The sequence below is a fragment of the Streptomyces sp. NBC_01334 genome (assembly GCF_035983595.1).
Classification (GTDB): Bacteria; Actinomycetota; Actinomycetes; order Streptomycetales; family Streptomycetaceae; genus Streptomyces; species Streptomyces coriariae.
In genome coordinates, this window is record NZ_CP130718.1 from 8146542 (window position 1) to 8163722 (window position 17181).

15 protein-coding genes are annotated in these 17181 nt (G+C 72.2%); 8 read left to right on the forward strand and 7 right to left on the reverse strand.

Translation table 11 applies throughout. The features are described 5' to 3' along the window. Positions 1-11 precede the first annotated feature (11 nt). Positions 12-743, reverse strand: a complete 732-nt coding sequence (locus OG736_RS36285; RefSeq protein WP_327186179.1) for a MerR family transcriptional regulator — start codon at positions 741-743, stop codon at positions 12-14. A 219-nt stretch (positions 744-962) separates the two neighbouring features. On the opposite strand from OG736_RS36285, the gene OG736_RS36290 reads away from it, so the two are divergent. The 3 genes from OG736_RS36290 to OG736_RS36300 all read left to right on the forward strand — a co-directional run bounded on the left by OG736_RS36290 (position 963) and on the right by OG736_RS36300 (position 3964). Further along, on the forward strand, positions 963-2438 hold the full coding sequence (locus OG736_RS36290) for an amino acid permease (protein ID WP_327186180.1): 1476 nt from the start codon (positions 963-965) through the stop codon (positions 2436-2438). A gap of 78 nt (positions 2439-2516) precedes the next feature. Continuing rightward, positions 2517-2999: a macro domain-containing protein gene (locus OG736_RS36295; RefSeq protein ID WP_171400690.1), complete on the forward strand. Its 483-nt coding sequence runs from the start codon at positions 2517-2519 to the stop codon at positions 2997-2999. 5 nt (positions 3000-3004) lie between these two features. Next, on the forward strand, positions 3005-3964 hold the full coding sequence (locus OG736_RS36300; RefSeq protein WP_327186181.1) for an adenosine kinase: 960 nt from the start codon (positions 3005-3007) through the stop codon (positions 3962-3964). Positions 3965-4038: 74 nt separating this feature from the next. Here OG736_RS36300 and OG736_RS36305 read toward each other — a convergent pair whose 3' ends face one another. Then, a complete protein-coding gene (locus tag OG736_RS36305) occupies positions 4039-5532 on the reverse strand; it encodes a M1 family metallopeptidase (protein ID WP_327186182.1) in 1494 nt (497 codons plus the stop codon). Between the two features lie 201 nt (positions 5533-5733). Between OG736_RS36305 and OG736_RS36310 the strand changes: the two genes are divergently transcribed. Continuing rightward, a complete protein-coding gene (locus tag OG736_RS36310) occupies positions 5734-7677 on the forward strand; it encodes a Xaa-Pro dipeptidyl-peptidase (protein WP_327186183.1) in 1944 nt (647 codons plus the stop codon). A 13-nt stretch (positions 7678-7690) separates the two neighbouring features. Here the strand turns inward: OG736_RS36310 and OG736_RS36315 are convergent, their stop codons facing one another. Continuing rightward, a complete protein-coding gene (locus tag OG736_RS36315) occupies positions 7691-8653 on the reverse strand; it encodes an NAD(P)/FAD-dependent oxidoreductase (RefSeq protein ID WP_327186184.1) in 963 nt (320 codons plus the stop codon). 94 nt (positions 8654-8747) lie between these two features. Between OG736_RS36315 and OG736_RS36320 the strand changes: the two genes are divergently transcribed. Then, positions 8748-10388: an ABC-F family ATP-binding cassette domain-containing protein gene (locus OG736_RS36320; RefSeq protein ID WP_327186185.1), complete on the forward strand. Its 1641-nt coding sequence runs from the start codon at positions 8748-8750 to the stop codon at positions 10386-10388. Positions 10389-10474: 86 nt separating this feature from the next. Here OG736_RS36320 and OG736_RS36325 read toward each other — a convergent pair whose 3' ends face one another. Next, positions 10475-12889: a Tex family protein gene (locus OG736_RS36325; protein WP_327186186.1), complete on the reverse strand. Its 2415-nt coding sequence runs from the start codon at positions 12887-12889 to the stop codon at positions 10475-10477. 81 nt (positions 12890-12970) lie between these two features. After that, on the reverse strand, positions 12971-13102 hold the full coding sequence (locus OG736_RS36330; RefSeq protein ID WP_020129452.1) for an LPFR motif small protein: 132 nt from the start codon (positions 13100-13102) through the stop codon (positions 12971-12973). A gap of 166 nt (positions 13103-13268) precedes the next feature. Here OG736_RS36330 and OG736_RS36335 point away from each other — a divergent pair, with 166 nt between their 5' ends. Both OG736_RS36335 and OG736_RS36340 read left to right on the forward strand, forming a co-directional pair. Further along, complete coding sequence (locus tag OG736_RS36335) at positions 13269-14240, forward strand: GlxA family transcriptional regulator (RefSeq protein ID WP_327186187.1); 972 nt, start codon at positions 13269-13271, stop codon at positions 14238-14240. A gap of 28 nt (positions 14241-14268) precedes the next feature. Beyond that, the gene (locus OG736_RS36340) at positions 14269-14904 is read left to right on the forward strand and encodes a DJ-1/PfpI family protein (RefSeq protein ID WP_327186188.1); all 636 of its coding nucleotides are present in this window, start codon (positions 14269-14271) and stop codon (positions 14902-14904) included. Here the strand turns inward: OG736_RS36340 and OG736_RS36345 are convergent. Continuing rightward, positions 14891-15640: an enoyl-CoA hydratase/isomerase family protein gene (locus OG736_RS36345; protein ID WP_327186189.1), complete on the reverse strand. Its 750-nt coding sequence runs from the start codon at positions 15638-15640 to the stop codon at positions 14891-14893. The genes OG736_RS36340 and OG736_RS36345 overlap by 14 nt on opposite strands. A 329-nt stretch (positions 15641-15969) precedes the next feature. On the opposite strand from OG736_RS36345, the gene OG736_RS36350 reads away from it, so the two are divergent. Beyond that, a complete protein-coding gene (locus tag OG736_RS36350; RefSeq protein WP_327187809.1) occupies positions 15970-16488 on the forward strand; it encodes an ATP-binding protein in 519 nt (172 codons plus the stop codon). 3 nt (positions 16489-16491) lie between these two features. Here OG736_RS36350 and idi read toward each other — a convergent pair whose 3' ends face one another. Continuing rightward, the gene (gene idi / locus OG736_RS36355; RefSeq protein WP_327186190.1) at positions 16492-17085 is read right to left on the reverse strand and encodes an isopentenyl-diphosphate Delta-isomerase; all 594 of its coding nucleotides are present in this window, start codon (positions 17083-17085) and stop codon (positions 16492-16494) included. Between the last annotated feature and the right edge of the window lie 96 nt (positions 17086-17181).

The window sequence follows — 17181 nt, forward strand, 5'->3', positions numbered from 1 at the left end:
CGACCCGGCCGTCACGGGGAGCCGTCCGTCGGCGGCTCCCCGAGCCACTCCCGCAGCTCCTCCGTCAGCGACCGCTGGAAGGCCGTCAGCAGCGCCTGGACGACCAGGGGCTGCATGTGCGCCGACAGCGACCTGACCGCCCGCGCGTCGCGCTCCGGCACCTCCTCGCGCAGCAGCCTCGACAGCTCGTGGGCCGCGGCGCGCGCGTGGTCGAGGAGGACGGTCCGGGCCGCGAGGATCGCCTCCGGCGACAGCGGCACGTCGAGGAGCCGCACACCCAGCCTCAGCAGCCCCGCGTCGACGCGGTACGCGTCCTCGCCGGCCGGGTCACCGACACCGGCGCTCAGCACGCCCATCGCGGCGAGCCGGTCCACGTCCTCCTCGCTGAGCGCCCGCCCGGCCCGCCGCTGCAGCTCCGCGCGCGGCACCGTCTCCACGGCGTCCGGCGCCCACGAGGCCACCACGGCCCGGTGCACGGCGAGGTCGTGGGCGTCGAGACCGGGCGGCAGCCGGTCCAGATAGCGCTCGATCGCCGCCAGTGTCAGGCCCTGCCGGCGCAGCTCCTCGATCAGCGCCAGGCGCGCGAGATGCCCGGCACCGTAGTGCCCCACCCGGCGCGGACCGATGACCGGCGGCGGCAGCAGCCCCTTGGTGCCGTAGAACCGCACCGTCCGTACCGTGACCCCCGCCCGGGCGGCCAGCTCGTCGACCGTGAGGGCCGGATCCTCGGTCTCGATCGTCATGTGCAGCAGTATCGCTGTCACACCGGTGCTGTGAAACCGGTCGGCCCCTGGTGCGCACCGTGTGAGAAGCGACGCGCTGTGACGTGGACCACCGCATGACCGCGGATGCCTCTGGGAAGCTGCTGCCTTGGTCTGTGCCCCTACCCGGGAGCCGCGGGCCACGACCGTACGGACACCCGGGCACACCCCGCCCGGGCGCACCAGAGAGTGGTACCACCCGTGAGCAAGGACAGCGTGCGCACGGCCGACGTCGCCGCCCACCCCCAGGCGACCGCGACACCCGCGGACGCGGGCGACGCCGGCTACAGCAAGGACCTCAAGCACCGCCACGTCAACATGATCGCCATCGGCGGCGCCATCGGCACCGGCCTCTTCCTGGGCGCCGGAGGACGTCTCCACAACGCCGGCCCGGCCCTCGCGCTCGCCTATCTCGTCTGCGGCGTCTTCGCCTTCTTCGTGGTCCGCGCCCTCGGCGAGCTGGTCCTCTACCGGCCCTCCTCCGGCTCCTTCGTGTCCTACGCGCGCGAGTTCCTCGGTGAGAAGGGCGCCTATGTCGCCGGGTGGATGTACTTCGTGAACTGGTCGACGACCGGCATCGCCGACATCACCGCGATCGCGCTGTACACGCACTACTGGAGCATGTTCACGAGCATCCCCCAGTGGGTGCTCGCGCTCGTCGCCCTCGCGGTCGTGCTGGCCGTGAACCTGATCTCGGTGAAGATCTTCGGCGAGATGGAGTTCTGGTTCGCGATCGTCAAGGTCGCCACCCTGGTCGCCTTCATGTGCGTCGGCATCTTCCTGCTCGCCACCCAGCACCAGGTGGACGGCCGGACGCCCGGCCCTGGCGTGATCACGGACCACGGCGGCCTCCTCCCGCACGGCATGATGCCCGTCGTCCTCGTCATGCAGGGCGTGATCTTCGCCTATGCCGCGCTGGAGCTGGTCGGTGTCGCCGCGGGCGAGACCTCCGAGCCGGAGAAGGTCGTCCCGCGCGCGGTGAACTCGATCATGTGGCGCGTCGGCCTCTTCTACGTCGGCTCCGTCGTCCTGCTCGCGCTGCTGCTGCCCGGCTCGGCCTACTCGGCCGACGAGAGCCCCTTCGTGACCGTCCTGTCGAAGATCGGCGTCTCGGGCGCCGGTGACGTGATGAATCTGGTGGTCCTCACGGCCGCCATGTCCTCCCTGAACTCCGGCCTGTACTCCACCGGCCGCATCCTGCGTTCCATGGCCATGGCGGGCTCGGCCCCGAAGTTCACCGCCCGGATGAACCGCAGCCAGGTCCCCTACGGCGGCATCCTGCTGACCTGCGGTGTCTGTGTGCTGGGTGTCGGGCTGAACTTCCTCATGCCCAGCCAGGCCTTCGAGATCGTGCTGAACATCGCCTCCCTCGGCATCATCAGCACCTGGGTGATCATCATGGTCTGCCACCTGGTCTTCGTCCGGCGCGCCAAGGAGGGCCTCGTCACCCGTCCCGACTTCCGGCTCCCCGGCAGCCCGGTCACGGAGATCGTCACGATCGCCTTCCTGGTCGCCGTCCTCGGCCTGATGGGCAACGACCCCGAGGTCGGCCGCAAGACGCTCCTGCTGATCCCCGTGATCGCGGCCGCCCTGGTCGGCGGCTGGTACGCGGTCCGCAGCAGGGTGTCCAAGGCGACGGACGCCGAACTGACGGAGCTGTCCCGGCCCACGGAGTAACAGGCGAGGCAGCAGACGAAGCAGGAGCCGAAGCGGCAGGCCGGAGCCACTGTCAGTGGCATCGCCTACGGTGGCGTCATGTCGGAGATCACTTACGTCCGGGGTGACGCCACCGTTCCGTCGGTGAAGGGCGTCAAGGTGATCGCCCATGTCTGCAACGACCTCGGGGGATGGGGGAAGGGCTTCGTCCTGGCGCTGTCCCGCCGCTGGCCGGAGCCGGAGGCCGCCTACCGTGCCTGGCACCGCGAGCGCGCCTCGAACGACTTCGGCCTGGGCGCGCTCCAGCTCGTCCAGGTGAAGCCCGACGTCTGGGTCGCCAACATGATCGGCCAGCGCGGTACCCGGACGGGCAGCAAGGGGGTTCCCGTCCGCTACCCGGCCATCGACACCGCCCTGGCCCGCCTCGCCGACCACGCGATCGAACTCGGCGCGTCGGTGCACATGCCCCGGATAGGCTGCGGTCTGGCCGGCGGCAAGTGGTCCCGCGTCGAACCGCTCGTCACCGAGCGGCTGGTCGAGCGGGGCGTCGCGGTGACGGTGTACGACCACGGGGAGGGGTAGCGCCCATGCGCGCCGACGACGAGACCACCGAGAGCACGAGCACCGGGGACATCGAGCACGCCGAGAACATCGACGTGCTGGTCCTGGGCGGGGCGGGCGTGGACACGATCGTGTACGTACCGGAGCTGCCGCTCCCGTACGCCGACAGCTACATGATCGACAGCGGTGTCCGCGCCCGCGCCGGGCAGACCGGCGACTTCGTCGCCCTGGGCCTCGCCGCCCTCGGTCTGCGCACCCACCACCTCGACTTCCTGGGCGACGACCCCGAGGGAGACCTGGTGCGCGCCCTGCACCGGGACAAGGACATCGCCCTCACCACCGTCCCGCAGCCCGCCGGGACCAAGCGGGCGGTCAACCTGGTCGGCCCGGACGGGCGGCGGCTGTCGCTGTACGACAACAGCCGCGGGCGCCCGGACGACCGCTTCCCCGAGGACACCCTGCGGCGCCTCGCCGCCGCGAGCCGCCACGCGCACGTGTCCATCACCCACCCCTGCGCCGAGGCCCTGTCCGTACTGCGCGAGGCGGGCGTCGGCATCTCCACGGACCTGCACAACTGGGACGGGGAGAACCCCTACCACGAGGCCTTCGCCTACGAGGCGGACGTCGTCTTCGTCTCCGTGACCGCCCTGACCGACCCGGAGACGACCATGCGCCGCATCGCCGAGCGGGGCCGCGCCGAGGTGGTCGTCGCCACGGCAGGCGCCAAGGGCGCGTACCTGCTCACCGACGGCGAGCTGACCCACGTCCCGGCCGCCGTCCCGCCCGGCCCGGTGGTCGACTCCAACGGCGCGGGGGACGCCTTCGCGTCCGCCTTCCTCTTCGGCCGGCTGGGCGGCGAGCCGCCGCACCGGTGCGCCGAGTACGGGGCGCTGGCCGGCGCGCACGCCTGCACGGTGCCGGCCACGGAGAGCGCCGCCCTGTCGCGCGACGCACTCCTGGCCCGGGCGGTGGCCACCGGGCGGTAGCACCGACCCGGGCCGAGTGCCCCCGCGTCGGGCGGGGGTTCGCAGTTCCGGGCGGCACCGGGCGACGGCGAGGCTCAGTGCTCGTGCACGTCGTTCGTCGCCGCGATCTTCTTCCAGGACTTCGGCTGCGCGGGAGCGGCCGACACCTTCGCGATCGACGCCGTCCGTGCCGCGGGCGCGGCCGGCTTCGCCGGCTGGAACAGCCAGGTGTCGAACAGGGAGCCCAGTTCCTTCCCGGAGATCTGCTCGGCGTACCGCTGGAGGTCGGCGACGCTCGCGTTGCCGTACGCGTGCTTCTTCGGCCAGCCCTTCAGGACGGCGAAGAAGGCGTCGTCGCCGATCTCGTTTCGCAGCGCCTGGACCGCCAGTGCGCCCCGGTCGTAGACGGCGATGTCGAACTGGTTCGCCGCGCCCGGGTCGCCGGGCTTCACCGTCCAGAACGCGTCGTCGGCCGGGTGCGAGGCGTACACGTAGTCCGCGAGTTCCTGCGCCGTGCCCTCGCCCTCGTGCTCGGACCACAGCCACTGCGCGTACCGGGCGAAGCCCTCGTTCAACCAGATGTCCTTCCACCCCGCCACGGACACGTAGTCGCCGTACCACTGGTGCGCCAACTCGTGCACGACCACGGAGACGTTGGAGCCGCTCGCGAACTGCCGGGGGCTGTAGAAGGGCCGGGTCTGCGTCTCCAGCGCGTATCCGGTGTTCGTGTTCGGCACGTACCCGCCGAGCGCGTCGAAGGGATACGGCCCGAAGTACCCGCTGAGCCAGTCGGCGATCTCCCCGGTCCGCTCGATGCTCGCCCGCGCCGCGCCGGCGTTGTCGCCCAGGTCCTTGCTGTAGGCGTTCACGACCGGGATCCCGCTCTCGGTCGTCCCGGTCGAGAGGTCGAACCTCCCGACGGCGAGGGTGGCCAGATAGGTGGCCTGCGGCTTGTTGGAGCGCCAGTTGAAGCGGGTCCAGCCCAGACGTGAACTCGTCGACTGGAGCGTTCCGTTGGAGATGGCCTGCGAGCCGTCGGGCACCAGCACCGACACGTCGTAGGTGGCCTTGTCGAGCGGGTGGTCGTTGCTGGGGAACCACCACCAGGCCGCCTCGGGCTCGTTGGCGCCGACCCCGCCGTCCGCGGTGCGGTGCCAACTGGTGAAGCCGTACGCCTGCTTCGACGAGGGGATCCCGCTGTACCGCACCACGACCGTGACCGTCGCGCCCTTCGCCAGCGGCGTCTTCGGCGTGATCTCCAGCTCGTGCTCGCCCGAGGTCGTGAACGCCGCCACGGCGCCGTTGACCCGTACCTCGCTCACGTCGAGCAGGAAGTCCAGGTCGAACCGGGACAGGTCCTGCGTGGTCTTCGCCAGGATCGTCGCCGTCCCCTCCAGCTCGTCCGTGGCCGGCTGGTACTTCAGCCGGAGGTCGTAGTGGGAGACGTCGTACCCGCCGTTGCCGTACGCCGGGTAGTAGGGGTCGCCGATGCCCGGGGCGCCGGGGGAGGCGCTCGCGGCCGATGCCGGGATCGCCAGCAACACGGACGCGGCAGCGAGTGCGCCCGGCGCGATGATTCTGCGGTGCACGAAAGCTCCAAGTCGTTGAGTCACGCGGTCTGTTCGGAGCCTATTGACTCCCTGTGTCCCAGGGCCTGCCCACCGCCACCCCTGTCACACGATCGCCATTCGGCCGTCATGGGCAGCTCCTCCGCAGGGATGCTTTCCGGCCACAGCGGACCCACAGCTGCCCTCTTCTGCACGGGAGTTGACCCGAGTACCGTCCCGCGCATGTCGACACGCATGCGCTTCACGATCTGGAGACCGCTCGCGACCGCCGCCATCACCCTCCTGGTGGCCTCCTTCCTCACCCCGGCCGCGGCCCACAGCGCCCCGCGCGAGAGCCGGCCCGTGTATTCGTACGAGAACGCCATCCGCGAGGCCGTCTGGGTGGACACCGGACTCGACGGCGACAGCGACGGGAAGACGGACCGCGTCGCCGTCGACATCGTCCGTCCCCGCGAACTCGCCGCACAGGGCCGCAAGGTGCCCGTCATCATGGACGCCAGCCCCTACTACTCCTGCTGCGGACGCGGCAACGAGAGCCAGCGCAAGACGTACGACGCCGCCGGAAACGTCGTCCGGATGCCGCTCTTCTACGACAACTACTTCGTGCCGCGCGGCTACGCCTTCGTCGGAGTGGACCTGGCGGGCACCAACCGCTCCGACGGCTGTGGCGACGTCGGGGGACGCTCCGACATCCAGTCCGCCAAGGCCGTCGTCGACTGGCTGAACGGCCGTGCCAGGGCGTACACCACCCGCACCGGCACCACGACCGCCAGGGCGGGCTGGACCAACGGCAGGACCGGCATGATCGGCAAGAGCTGGGACGGCACCATAGCCAACGGCGTGGCCGCCACCGGCGTGAAGGGCCTGAAGACCATCGTCCCGATCGCCGCCATCTCCTCCTGGTACGACTACTACTTCGCCCAGGGCGCCCCCCTCTACGACTCCGGGCCCGACTGGCTCGCCGACTACGTCGACAGCCCCGAAGCCCGCGCCAAGTGCGCCGCCGTCCAGCGGAAACTCGTCGACGAGGCCCCGCGCACCGGTGACCTGACGTCGCTGTGGACCGAGCGCGACTACGTCGGGGACGCGCGCAAGGTGAAGGCGAGCGTCTTCCTCATCCACGGCCTGCAGGACCTGAACGTCCGCACCAAGCACCTCGGCCAGTGGTGGGACGCCCTCGCGAAGAACGGGGTCGAGCGCAAGATCTGGCTCTCCCAGACCGGCCACGTCGACCCCTTCGACTTCCGCCGTGCCGCCTGGGTGGACACCCTGCACCGCTGGTTCGACCACGAACTCCTCGGCTACGACAACGGCATCGACCGCGAACCCATGGCCGACATCGAACGCCACCCCGACCAGTGGGTCACCTCCGGCGTCTGGCCGCCGCACGGCACCCGGACCGTCACCCTGCGCCCCTCCACCGGTGTCCTGCCCGGCGTCGGCACCCTCGGCCTGCGCAAGGGCACGGGCACCGCCGCCTTCACCGACGACCCGCGCCTGAGCGAGACCGAGTGGGCCGCGCAGATCGACACCCCGACCCCCGACAAGGCCGGATTCGTCACCGGGCTCCTCACCCGTGACCTGCGCCTGTCCGGCTCCTCCCAGGTCACCGTCACCGCCACGCCCACCACCGCGACGGCCCACCTGACCGCCGTCCTCGTCGACCTCGGCCCCGACACCATCCGCGACTACGCGGCGAGCGGCGAGGGCATCAGCACGCTCACCGACCGCACCTGCTGGGGCGCGAGCACCACGGGCGACAGCGCCTGCTTCCGGGAGACCGCCGCCAGGACCGCCGACGTCGGTCAGACGGTCGTCAGCCGCGGCTGGGCCGACCTCGGCACCTACGCCGACCCCGGCAAGGGCGTTCCGCTCACCCCGGGCAGGGCGTACACCCTCACCCTCGACCTGGCGGCCACCGACCATGTCGTTCCGGCCGGTCACCGGCTCGCACTGATCGTCGCGGGCACCGACAGGGACCTCATCGACCCGCCCGCCGACACCCCCACCCTCACCCTGGACCTGTCCCGCACCTCGGCCCGGGTCCCGTTCGTCGGAGGCGCCGACGCCTTCGCCCGCGCCACGTCCGGATCGGCGGCCGCCGTCCCTGACGCCCGGTCCCTGGACGGCGTACGGACACCGCACCACACGTACCGGATCCCGTAACACCGCCCGCGGGTCAGGAGGCGGCCGGGAGCACCAGCCCGGCCGCCTCCTCAGCACAGCCCCACGCCACCGTCACGCCCGCCCCGCCGTGCCCGTAGTGGTGCACCATCGTGCGCCCGTCCGGCAGCTCCGCCCGCTCCAGCCGAACGGTGCCCCGGACCGGCCGCAGCCCGACCCGGTGCTCCAGGATCCGCGCCCCGGCGACCTCCGGCCGCAGGGCCGCGCAGCGCCGCACGATCGCCTCGGCCACCTTCGGATCCGGCTCCGTCGACCACACGTCGTCCTGTGCCGTACCGCCCAGCAGCAGCCGCCCCCGGTGCGGGAACAGGTAGGCGATCTCGCCGTCCGGACCGGTGGAGACGAGCCAGGTGTCGATGCCGGGGTTCTCCACGACGACGAGCTGCCCCCGTACGGGCCGCACCGACGGGTCCGCCGCCAGCCGCCCGGCGTCCAGCCCCGTGCAGTTCACCACCACCGGCGCCTCGGCCTCCGCCAGGTCGGCCACCGTGCGCTCCTCGACCGTGCCGCCCGCCCGCAGCAGCCGCTGCCGGAGCCAGGGCAGGTACGTCGACATGTCGATCAGCGGCAGCCGGGCCCGGACGCCGGTCCCCGCGCCGTACTCACGCGCCGTCGTCCGGCGCAGCCCGGCCAGCCGCCCCGCCGCCCAGCCCTCGACCTCGTCCAGGTCCGTCTCGCCGAGGATCCCGTCGACCAGGCGCACCCCGGTCTCCCCGGGCCGCTCGGCGAGCTCCTCGTAGATCTCCAGCGAGCGCAGCGCCCACGCGCGCGCCCGCGCCACCGGCTCGATGTGGTACGGCCACCACAGCGCGCCGGCCACGGCCGAGGTCGTCCGCTCGACCGGATCACGCGTCCAGACCCGGACCCGCAGGCCGCGCTCGGCGAGCACGACGGCCGTCGCCAGCCCGATGACCCCGCCGCCGACCACGATCACATCGCCGCTCAACCGAGTGTCCACGCCCGGACGTTAACCGACCGCACCGCCGAACAGCGAGATCGCGGGGAAACCGGCGCGACCGCACCCCCGGACGGCCACTAGGATCTACGACCTGATGACTGCCACTCTCGTCGCCAAGAACCTCGCCGCCGGCCACGGCGACCGCTCCCTCTTCTCCGGGCTCGACCTCGTCGTCGCCCCCGGGGACGTGATCGGGCTGGTCGGTGCCAACGGCGCGGGCAAGTCCACCCTGCTGAAGCTGCTCGCCGGGCTCACCACGCCCGAGCAGGGGGAGCTCAGGCTCTCCCCGCCGACCGCGAGCGTCGGCCATCTGCCCCAGGAACCGGAGCGCCGCCCCGGCGAGAGCGTGCGGGACTTCCTCGCCCGCCGCACCGGCGTCGCCGAGGCCCAGCGCACCATGGACGAGGCCACCCAGGCCCTGGTCGACGGAGCGCCCGGCGCCGACGACGCCTATGCGACGAGCCTCGAGCGCTGGCTCGACCTCGGGGGCGCCGACCTCGACGAGCGCGCCGAGGAGGTCACCGACTCGCTCGGCCTCGGAGTCGGCCTCGACCAGCCGATGACCTCCCTGTCCGGCGGTCAGGCCGCCCGCGCGGGCCTCGCCTCCCTCCTCCTGTCCCGCTACGACGTCTTCCTCCTCGACGAGCCGACCAACGACCTCGACCTCGACGGCCTGGAGCGCCTGGAACGCTTCGTGAAGGGGCTGCGCGCCGGGACCGTCGTCGTCAGCCACGACCGCGAGTTCCTCACCCGCACGGTCACCAAGGTCCTCGAGCTGGACCTCGCCCAGCAGCAGATCAACCTCTACGGCGGCGGCTACGACGCCTACCTGGAGGAGCGGGACGTGGCCCGCCGGCACGCCCGCGAGGACTTCGAGGAGTACGCCGACAAGAAGGCGGCCCTCCAGGACCGCGCGCAGACCCAGCGCTCCTGGATGGACAAGGGCGTGAAGAACGCGCGCCGCAAGGCGAGCAACGACAACGACAAGATCGGCCGCAAGTTCCGCAGCGAGGCCAGCGAGAAGCAGGCCGCGAAGGCCCGGCAGACCCAGCGCATGATCGAGCGACTGGAGACCGTCGAGGAGCCGCGCAAGGAGTGGGAACTGCGCATGGAGATCGCGTCCGCGCCACGCTCCGGCGCGGTGGTCGCCACCCTGCGCGAGGCCGAGGTGCGACGCGGCGACTTCACCTTCGGGCCGGTGTCCCTGCAGATCGACTGGGCGGACCGGGTCGCGGTCACCGGCGCGAACGGCGCGGGCAAGTCGACCCTCCTCGGCGCGCTCCTCGGCCGGGTCCCGCTGGACGCCGGACAGGCCACCCTGGGCTCGGGCGTCCTGGTGGGCGAGGTCGACCAGGCGCGGCAGTTGTTCCACGGCCCCGAGTCCCTGCTGGACGCGTTCCGCGCGGCCGTACCCGACACCGAACCGGCCGAGGTGCGCACCCTGCTGGCCAAGTTCGGCCTGAAGTCGGACCACGTCACGCGTGCGGCGGCCACCCTGTCACCCGGCGAACGCACCCGCGCGGCCCTCGCGCTGCTCCAGGGCCGGGGCGTCAACCTCCTCGTCCTCGACGAGCCGACGAACCACCTCGATCTGCCGGCCATCGAGCAGCTGGAGTCGGCCCTCGACGCCTACGAGGGCACGCTGCTCCTGGTCACCCACGACCGGCGCATGCTGGACGCGGTCCATGTCACGCGTCGCCTGGAGGTCGCGGACGGCAAGGTGACCGAGCGCTAGGGCACCCGAGGCGGGTCCTCGTGCCGCGAGGATCACCGCGGACTGCCGGGGCCCGGCAGTCCGGGCCCCGGTGCGGTGCGGCGCTGTCAGCGCCTGCCCTTCTTGGGGTCGACGAGGCCCGCTCGGCGCAGTGCGTCAGCCATCGCGCTGTTGCCCGGAGGGGGAGCCTGGCGCGAACCTCCGCCACCTCCGCCGCCGGCGCCTCCGCCGCGCTGGCCGCCCTGCTGCCGCTGCTGCGGCGGACGCCCGCCGCTCCGCTGCGGCCGGCCCCCGCCGGAGGACTGGCCCTGACCGCCCTGCGGGGCCGCCTCGTCGTCCAGCCGCAGCGTCAGCGAGATCCGCTTGCGCGGGATGTCGACGTCGAGGACCTTCACCTTGACGATGTCACCGGGCTTGACGACGTCCCTGGGGTCCTTGACGAACGTCTTCGACAGCGCGGACACGTGCGCCAGGCCGTCCTGGTGGACACCGACGTCGATGAACGCCCCGAAGGCCGCCACGTTCGTCACGACCCCCTCCAGGACCATCCCGGAGGACAGGTCGGAGATCTTCTCCACGCCGTCCTTGAAGGTGGCCGTCTTGAAGGCGGGCCGCGGGTCGCGCCCGGGCTTCTCCAGCTCCTTGAGGATGTCCGTGACGGTCGGCAGACCGAACGTCTCGTCCACGAAGTCCGTCGGCCGCAGTGAGCGCAGCACACCCGTGTTGCCGACGAGGGACGCCACCTCCTGGCCGGAGGTCTTCACCATGCGCCGCACCACCGGGTACGCCTCCGGGTGCACGCTGGAGGCGTCCAGCGGGTCGCTGCCGCCGCGGATGCGCAGGAAGCCCGCGCACTGCTCGTACGCCTTCGGGCCGAGCCGGGCCACCTTCTTCAGCTCGGAACGGGAAGTGAAGGGCCCGTTGGCGTCCCGGTGCGCCACGATGTTCTCGGCGAGTCCGGTGGAGATGCCGGACACCCGTGACAGGAGCCGCGCCGAGGCCGTGTTGACGTCCACGCCCACGCCGTTCACACAGTCCTCCACCACCGCGTCCAGCGAACGCGACAGCTTCACCTCCGACAGGTCGTGCTGGTACTGGCCGACACCGATCGACTTGGGATCGATCTTCACCAGCTCGGCGAGCGGATCCTGGAGCCGGCGCGCGATCGACACGGCGCCGCGCAGCGACACGTCCATGTCGGGCAGCTCCTGGGAGGCGAAGGCGGAGGCCGAGTACACGGAGGCCCCCGCCTCGGACACCATCACCTTGGTGAGATTCAGCTCCGGGTGCCGGGTGATGAGTTCACCGGCGAGCTTGTCGGTCTCGCGGGACGCCGTGCCGTTGCCGATGGCGACCAGGTCGACCGTGTGCTCCTTCGCCAGCCGCGCGAGCTTGGCGATCGCCTCGTCCCACTTGTTCGCCGGGACGTGCGGGTAGATCACGTCGGTGGCGACGACCTTGCCGGTCGCGTCCACGACGGCGACCTTCACGCCCGTACGGAAGCCGGGGTCCAGGCCCAGCGTCGCGCGCGTGCCGGCCGGGGCGGCGAGCAGCAGGTCGCGGAGGTTGGCGGCGAAGACCTCGACCGCCTCGTCCTCGGCGGCCGTCCGCAGCCGCAGCCGCAGGTCGATGCCCAGATGGACGAGGATGCGGGTGCGCCAGGCCCAGCGGACGGTGTCCGTCAGCCACTTGTCGCCCGGCCTGCCGCGGTCGGAGATGTCGAACCGGCGCGCCACGATCCCCTCGTACGACGAGGGACCGGGCTGCTCGGAGGGCTCCTCCGGCTCCAGGACGAGGTCGAGGACCTCCTCCTTCTCGCCGCGCAGCATCGCCAGGACGCGGTGCGAGGGCAGCGCGGTGAACGGCTCGGCGAAGTCGAAGTAGTCGGCGAACTTCGCGCCCGCCTCCTCCTTGCCGTCGCGTACCTTGGCGGCGAGCCGCCCGCGCCCCCACATGCGCTCGCGCAGTTCGCCGATCAGGTCGGCGTCCTCCGAGAACCGCTCGGTGAGGATCGCCCGCGCGCCGTCCAGCGCGGCCTGCGGATCGGCGACGCCCTTGTCGGCGTCGACGAACGCGGCGGCCGCCGCGAGCGGATCGACCGTCGGGTCGCCGAGCAGCCCCTCGGCGAGCGGTTCGAGGCCCGCCTCGCGCGCGATCTGCGCCTTGGTGCGCCGCTTGGGCTTGTACGGCAGGTAGATGTCCTCCAGCCGCGCCTTGGTCTCGGCGCCGAGGATCTGCGCCCGGAGCGCGTCGGTGAGCTTGCCCTGCTCGCCCACCGACTCCAGGATCGCCGTCCGCCGCTCCTCCAGCTCCCGCAGGTAGCGCAGCCGCTCCTCGATCGTGCGCAGCTGCGCGTCGTCGAGCATCTCGGTCGCTTCCTTGCGGTAGCGGGCGATGAAAGGCACCGTCGAGCCGCCGTCGAGCAGCTCCACGGCGGCCTTCACCTGCCGCTGCCGTACGCCGAGTTCCTCGGCGATCCTGCCTTCGATGGACCCTACTTCGATGGACCCGGGTGTCGTCACGATCCCGTACCGCCTTCTCCACTGAGGTTGCGCGGCAATTGTGGCAGGTGACACCGACACTCGGGGATCAGGGCGCGGTCATCAGGCCCTGCGGCTCCTGGTGGAGCCCGAGGCCCCGCCGAAGAGCCGGGCCAGCGCCCGGAAGGGCAGCGTCACCACGGTGGCGACGGCGCCACCGATCTGGCGCAGGACGTCTGCGATCGCACGGAACACGAGCTTCCCCTTTTCGTTCTTCGTCTTGCGTTCTTCGTCGCCCGGCCGCTCCGGCCGAGAAGGACCGGGTACCTCGAGATCGTCGGACCATGCCGACGAGTCGTGGCAGGAAAGGTGGGGAACCCGTCATTGCCGCCCTGAGCCCCGCCCGCGAAGAATCGTCCCCATGCCGCAGCGAACCGTTCCCACCGTTCTCATCGTGCTCTTCGACGGGGTCCAGAGTCTCGACGTGACCGGCCCCCTGGAGGTCTTCGCGGGCGCCGAGCGGCACACCCCGGGCACCTACCGGATCCGTACGGCGTCCCTGGACGGCACTCCCGTGCGCACCTCCAGCGGGCTGACCCTCGTACCGGACGAGGCCCTCACGCGCGCGGGCGACCCGCACACGCTGCTCGTCCCCGGCGGCCGGGGCACCCGGCGTCCGGACACCGCGCCGCTGACGGACTGGCTGCGCGTGCACGCCCCGCGCGCGGAGCGCCTCGTCTCGGTCTGCACGGGCGCGACCCTGCTCGCCGCCGCGGGGCTGTTGGACGGCCGACGGGCGACGACCCACTGGGCGTACTGCGACCGGCTCGCCCGCGACCACCCGGCCGTGCGGGTCGACCCGGACCCGATCTACGTCCGGGACGGGCACGTCCACACCTCGGCCGGCGTCACCTCCGGCATCGACCTGGCCCTCGCCCTGGTCGAGGAGGACCTCGGCCGTGACGCGGCGCTGACCATCGCCCGCCACCTGGTCGTCTTTCTGCGCCGACCCGGGAACCAGGCCCAGTTCAGCGCGCAGCTGGCCGCCCAGACGGCCGAGCGCGCGCCCCTGCGGGAGGTCCAGCACTGGATCACCGAGCATCCCGCCGCCGACCTGAGCGTCGAGTCGCTCGCCGCCCGCGCCCTGCTCTCCCCGCGCCACTTCGCCCGCGCCTTCCGCGACGAGACCGGCATGACGCCCGGCCGCTACGTCGACCGGGTCCGCCTGGAGCACGCCCGCCGTCTGCTGGAGGACACGGCCGACGGCGTCGAGGAGATCTCCCGCGCCAGCGGCTACGGCACCCCCGAGGCCATGCGGCGCGCCTTCGTCAAGGCGCTCGGGACGCCCCCGGCGGAGTACCGCCGCCGGTTCCGTCCCGCACCCGTCCACTGAAGCCCCTTCAGCCCGGTGAGAGGAACCCATGCAGATCGCCGTCGTCGTCTACGACCGCTTCACCGCCCTCGACGTCGTGGGCCCGTACGAGATGCTCTCCCGCGCCCCGGGCGCGGAGACCGTCTTCGTGGCCGAGGAGAGGGGACCCGTCCGCACGGAGACCGGCTTCCTGGCCGTCACCGCCGACCGGGCGCTGTCCGAGGTCCCCGCCCCCGACATCGTGATCGTCTCCGGGGGGCCCGGCCAGAGCGCGCTGATGGAGCACGAGCCCCTGCTCGACTGGCTCCGGACCGCCGACGCCACCAGCACCTGGACGACGTCCGTGTGCTCCGGCTCCCTGCTGCTCGCCGCCGCGGGTCTCCTCGAAGGCCGCCGGGCCACCTCCCACTGGCTGGCCCTGGACCGGCTCGAGGCCTTCGGTGTCGAGCCGACCGGCGAACGCGTCGTCTTCGACGGCAAGTACGTCACCGCGGCCGGCGTCTCGTCCGGCATCGACATGGGACTCGCCCTGCTCGGCCGGATCGCGGGCGACGACCATGCCCGGTCCGTCCAGCTGGGCACGGAGTACGACCCGCAGCCGCCCTACGACGCCGGCGCCCCGCACAAGGCGCCCGCCCACCTCGTGGAGAAGCTGCGGGCCCGCAGCCGCTTCATCCTGACGTAGTCCAGGTGAAGCGCGGCTCCCTGCGCTCCAGGAACGCGGCGACGCCCTCCGCGGTGTCGCCGCTGCCGCGTGCCTGCGCGCTCCAGTGGGCGTCCCGGTCCCCGCGGCCGTTCGCGAACTCCTTGGCGGCGGCCTGCGTCAGCTGCGAGCGGGACACCAGCACCCGGGTGAACTCGGCGACCCGCTCCTCGAGTCCGTCGACGGGCAGCACCTCGTCGACCAGACCCGTGCGCAGCGCCCGCTCGGTGTCGATCAACTCTCCGGAGAACAGCAGGTACTTGGCGGTGGCCGGGCCGACCAGGGACACCAGGCGCCGGGTGGCGGTGGACGGGTAGACGATCCCGAGCTTCGCCGGTGTCACCCCGAACTGCGCGCCCTCCTCGGCGAACCGCAGGTCGCAGGCCGCGGCGAGCTGGGCGCCACCGCCGACGCAGTGCCCCCGGACCGCCGCCAGGGTCGGCTTCGGGAAGGCCGCCAGGGCCTCCTCGGCACGCACCGCCAGCTCCTGCGCCTCCTCCGGCGACTCCCGGAGCGTGGAGATGTCGGCCCCCGCGCAGAAGGTGCCGCCCGCGCCGGTCAGGACCAGCGTCCGCACCGCCGGGTCGGCGGCCAGGGTGTCGAGCAACGGGGGCAGTGCCGCCCACATCGCGGCTGTCATGGCGTTGCGCTTCGCCGGGTGGTGCAGGACGACGGTGGCGACCGCGTCGGTGACGCCGTGCAGCAGATCGGGCTCCATGCCCCGGATGCTAACCACCGGCTAGTCCGCATGATCGGAACGGCCGATGTGAGAGGCGCGACACCGGCGGCAAAGGGAACCAGAGCCGACCAAAGGGAACCAATGACGGCCAAAGGGGAGGAGCGGCGCCGCCGAACCCGTACAACCCGAAGAGTGCGCGAAGTCGGCGCGGAGCGGACAGAAAACGGTCCCGCCGTCGACTCCGTCATCCGGGGCCGGTCGGAAACGTTCGATAACTGCTGACTTCTGTTCAGTCATCCGGAGGGGAGGGCCTCGGTACCAACACTGCACGTGTGGTGACAATCGAGCGCGAGGGTGGCGACCGGACGATGGACGATCAAGGGCGCGGGCCCGACCCCCGCCCGGAGGGCGCCCCGGGCGAACCCTCCGAATCCTCTGCGGAAGCCGAGCCCCGGCCGCTGCCCTACGAAGGCGTCTGGCGCTTCACCGCGCCCGCCGTGGACGCCTCGGTCCCGCAGGCGCGACACGCCGTGCGGGACCTGCTGTACCGCCAGGGGGTGCCGGTCTCCGACGACCTGGCCCAGGGACTCCTGCTGATCGTCTCCGAACTCGTGACCAACGCCGTCCGGCACGCGGCGGTGCTGTCGCCGGTGCTCGCCGTGGAAGTGGCGGTCGGGGCCGAGTGGGTGCGGGTGTCGGTGGAGGACAACCATCCCTACCGTCCGACCGCCCTGGAGGCCGACCACGGCCGCACGGGCGGCCGCGGACTGCTGCTGGTGCGGGAGATCACCCTGGAGGCGGGCGGTGTCTGCGACGTCGAGCACACGTCGGGCGGCGGCAAGGTGATCTGGGCCGCCCTGCCGCTCAAGCCCGTGCGGGTGCCCTGAGGCTCACCAGCCGGCCGACGGCCCCGTCAGCTCTCTGACCGCCGGGCGGGCCGCGTCCAGCACGGTCATGAACCAGGACGAGAACGTGTCCCCGGCGTGCCGCTCCGCCAGCTCGGCGGGCGTCACGAAGGCCGTGTCGCCGACCTCCTCCGCGTCCGGCCGCAGCGGGGACTGCACCAGCCCCACGAACAGGTGGTTGTACTCCTGCTCGACCAGCCCCGACTCCGGGTCCGGGTGGTTGTAGCGGACCGTGCCCGCCTCGGCGAGCAGCGACGGGGAGACTCCGAGCTCCTCGAAGGTGCGCCGCGCGGCCGCCGCGAACGGCGCCTCACCGGGGTAGGGGTGACCGCAGCAGGTGTTGGACCACACACCGGGGGAGTGGTACTTGCCGAGCGCCCGCTGCTGGAGCAGCAGCCGGCCGCGCTCGTCGAAGAGGAACACGGAGAAGGCGCGGTGCAGCTGCCCCGGCGGCTGATGGGCGGCCAGCTTCTCCGCGGTGCCGATCGTGACACCGTTCTCGTCGACCAGCTCCAGCAAGATCGCGTCCGCGGTGCCGTTCGACGACGTCTGTGTCGCGGTGGCAGGTGTGATCGGCATACCCATCCTTAGCATCGGTCCTCGCGTCCCCAGTCTGCCGTACGCGTCCGGCACTCCCGGCACTTCACGCGAAAGCGCGCATGTCCCGCGCGGCAA

Bases quoted from the DNA above. Each gene is read 5' to 3' on its own strand.
- OG736_RS36285 (WP_327186179.1), bottom strand. From the start codon at position 743: ATGACGATCGAGACCGAGGATCCGGCCCTCACGGTCGACGAGCTGGCC.
- OG736_RS36295 (WP_171400690.1), top strand. From the start codon at position 2,517: ATGTCGGAGATCACTTACGTCCGGGGTGACGCCACCGTTCCGTCGGTG.
- OG736_RS36300 (WP_327186181.1), top strand. From the start codon at position 3,005: ATGCGCGCCGACGACGAGACCACCGAGAGCACGAGCACCGGGGACATC.
- OG736_RS36310 (WP_327186183.1), top strand. From the start codon at position 5,734: ATGTCGACACGCATGCGCTTCACGATCTGGAGACCGCTCGCGACCGCC.
- OG736_RS36320 (WP_327186185.1), top strand. From the start codon at position 8,748: ATGACTGCCACTCTCGTCGCCAAGAACCTCGCCGCCGGCCACGGCGAC.
- OG736_RS36335 (WP_327186187.1), top strand. From the start codon at position 13,269: ATGCCGCAGCGAACCGTTCCCACCGTTCTCATCGTGCTCTTCGACGGG.
- OG736_RS36340 (WP_327186188.1), top strand. From the start codon at position 14,269: ATGCAGATCGCCGTCGTCGTCTACGACCGCTTCACCGCCCTCGACGTC.
- OG736_RS36345 (WP_327186189.1), bottom strand. From the start codon at position 15,640: ATGGAGCCCGATCTGCTGCACGGCGTCACCGACGCGGTCGCCACCGTC.
- OG736_RS36350 (WP_327187809.1), top strand. From the start codon at position 15,970: ATGGACGATCAAGGGCGCGGGCCCGACCCCCGCCCGGAGGGCGCCCCG.
- idi (WP_327186190.1), bottom strand. From the start codon at position 17,085: ATGCCGATCACACCTGCCACCGCGACACAGACGTCGTCGAACGGCACC.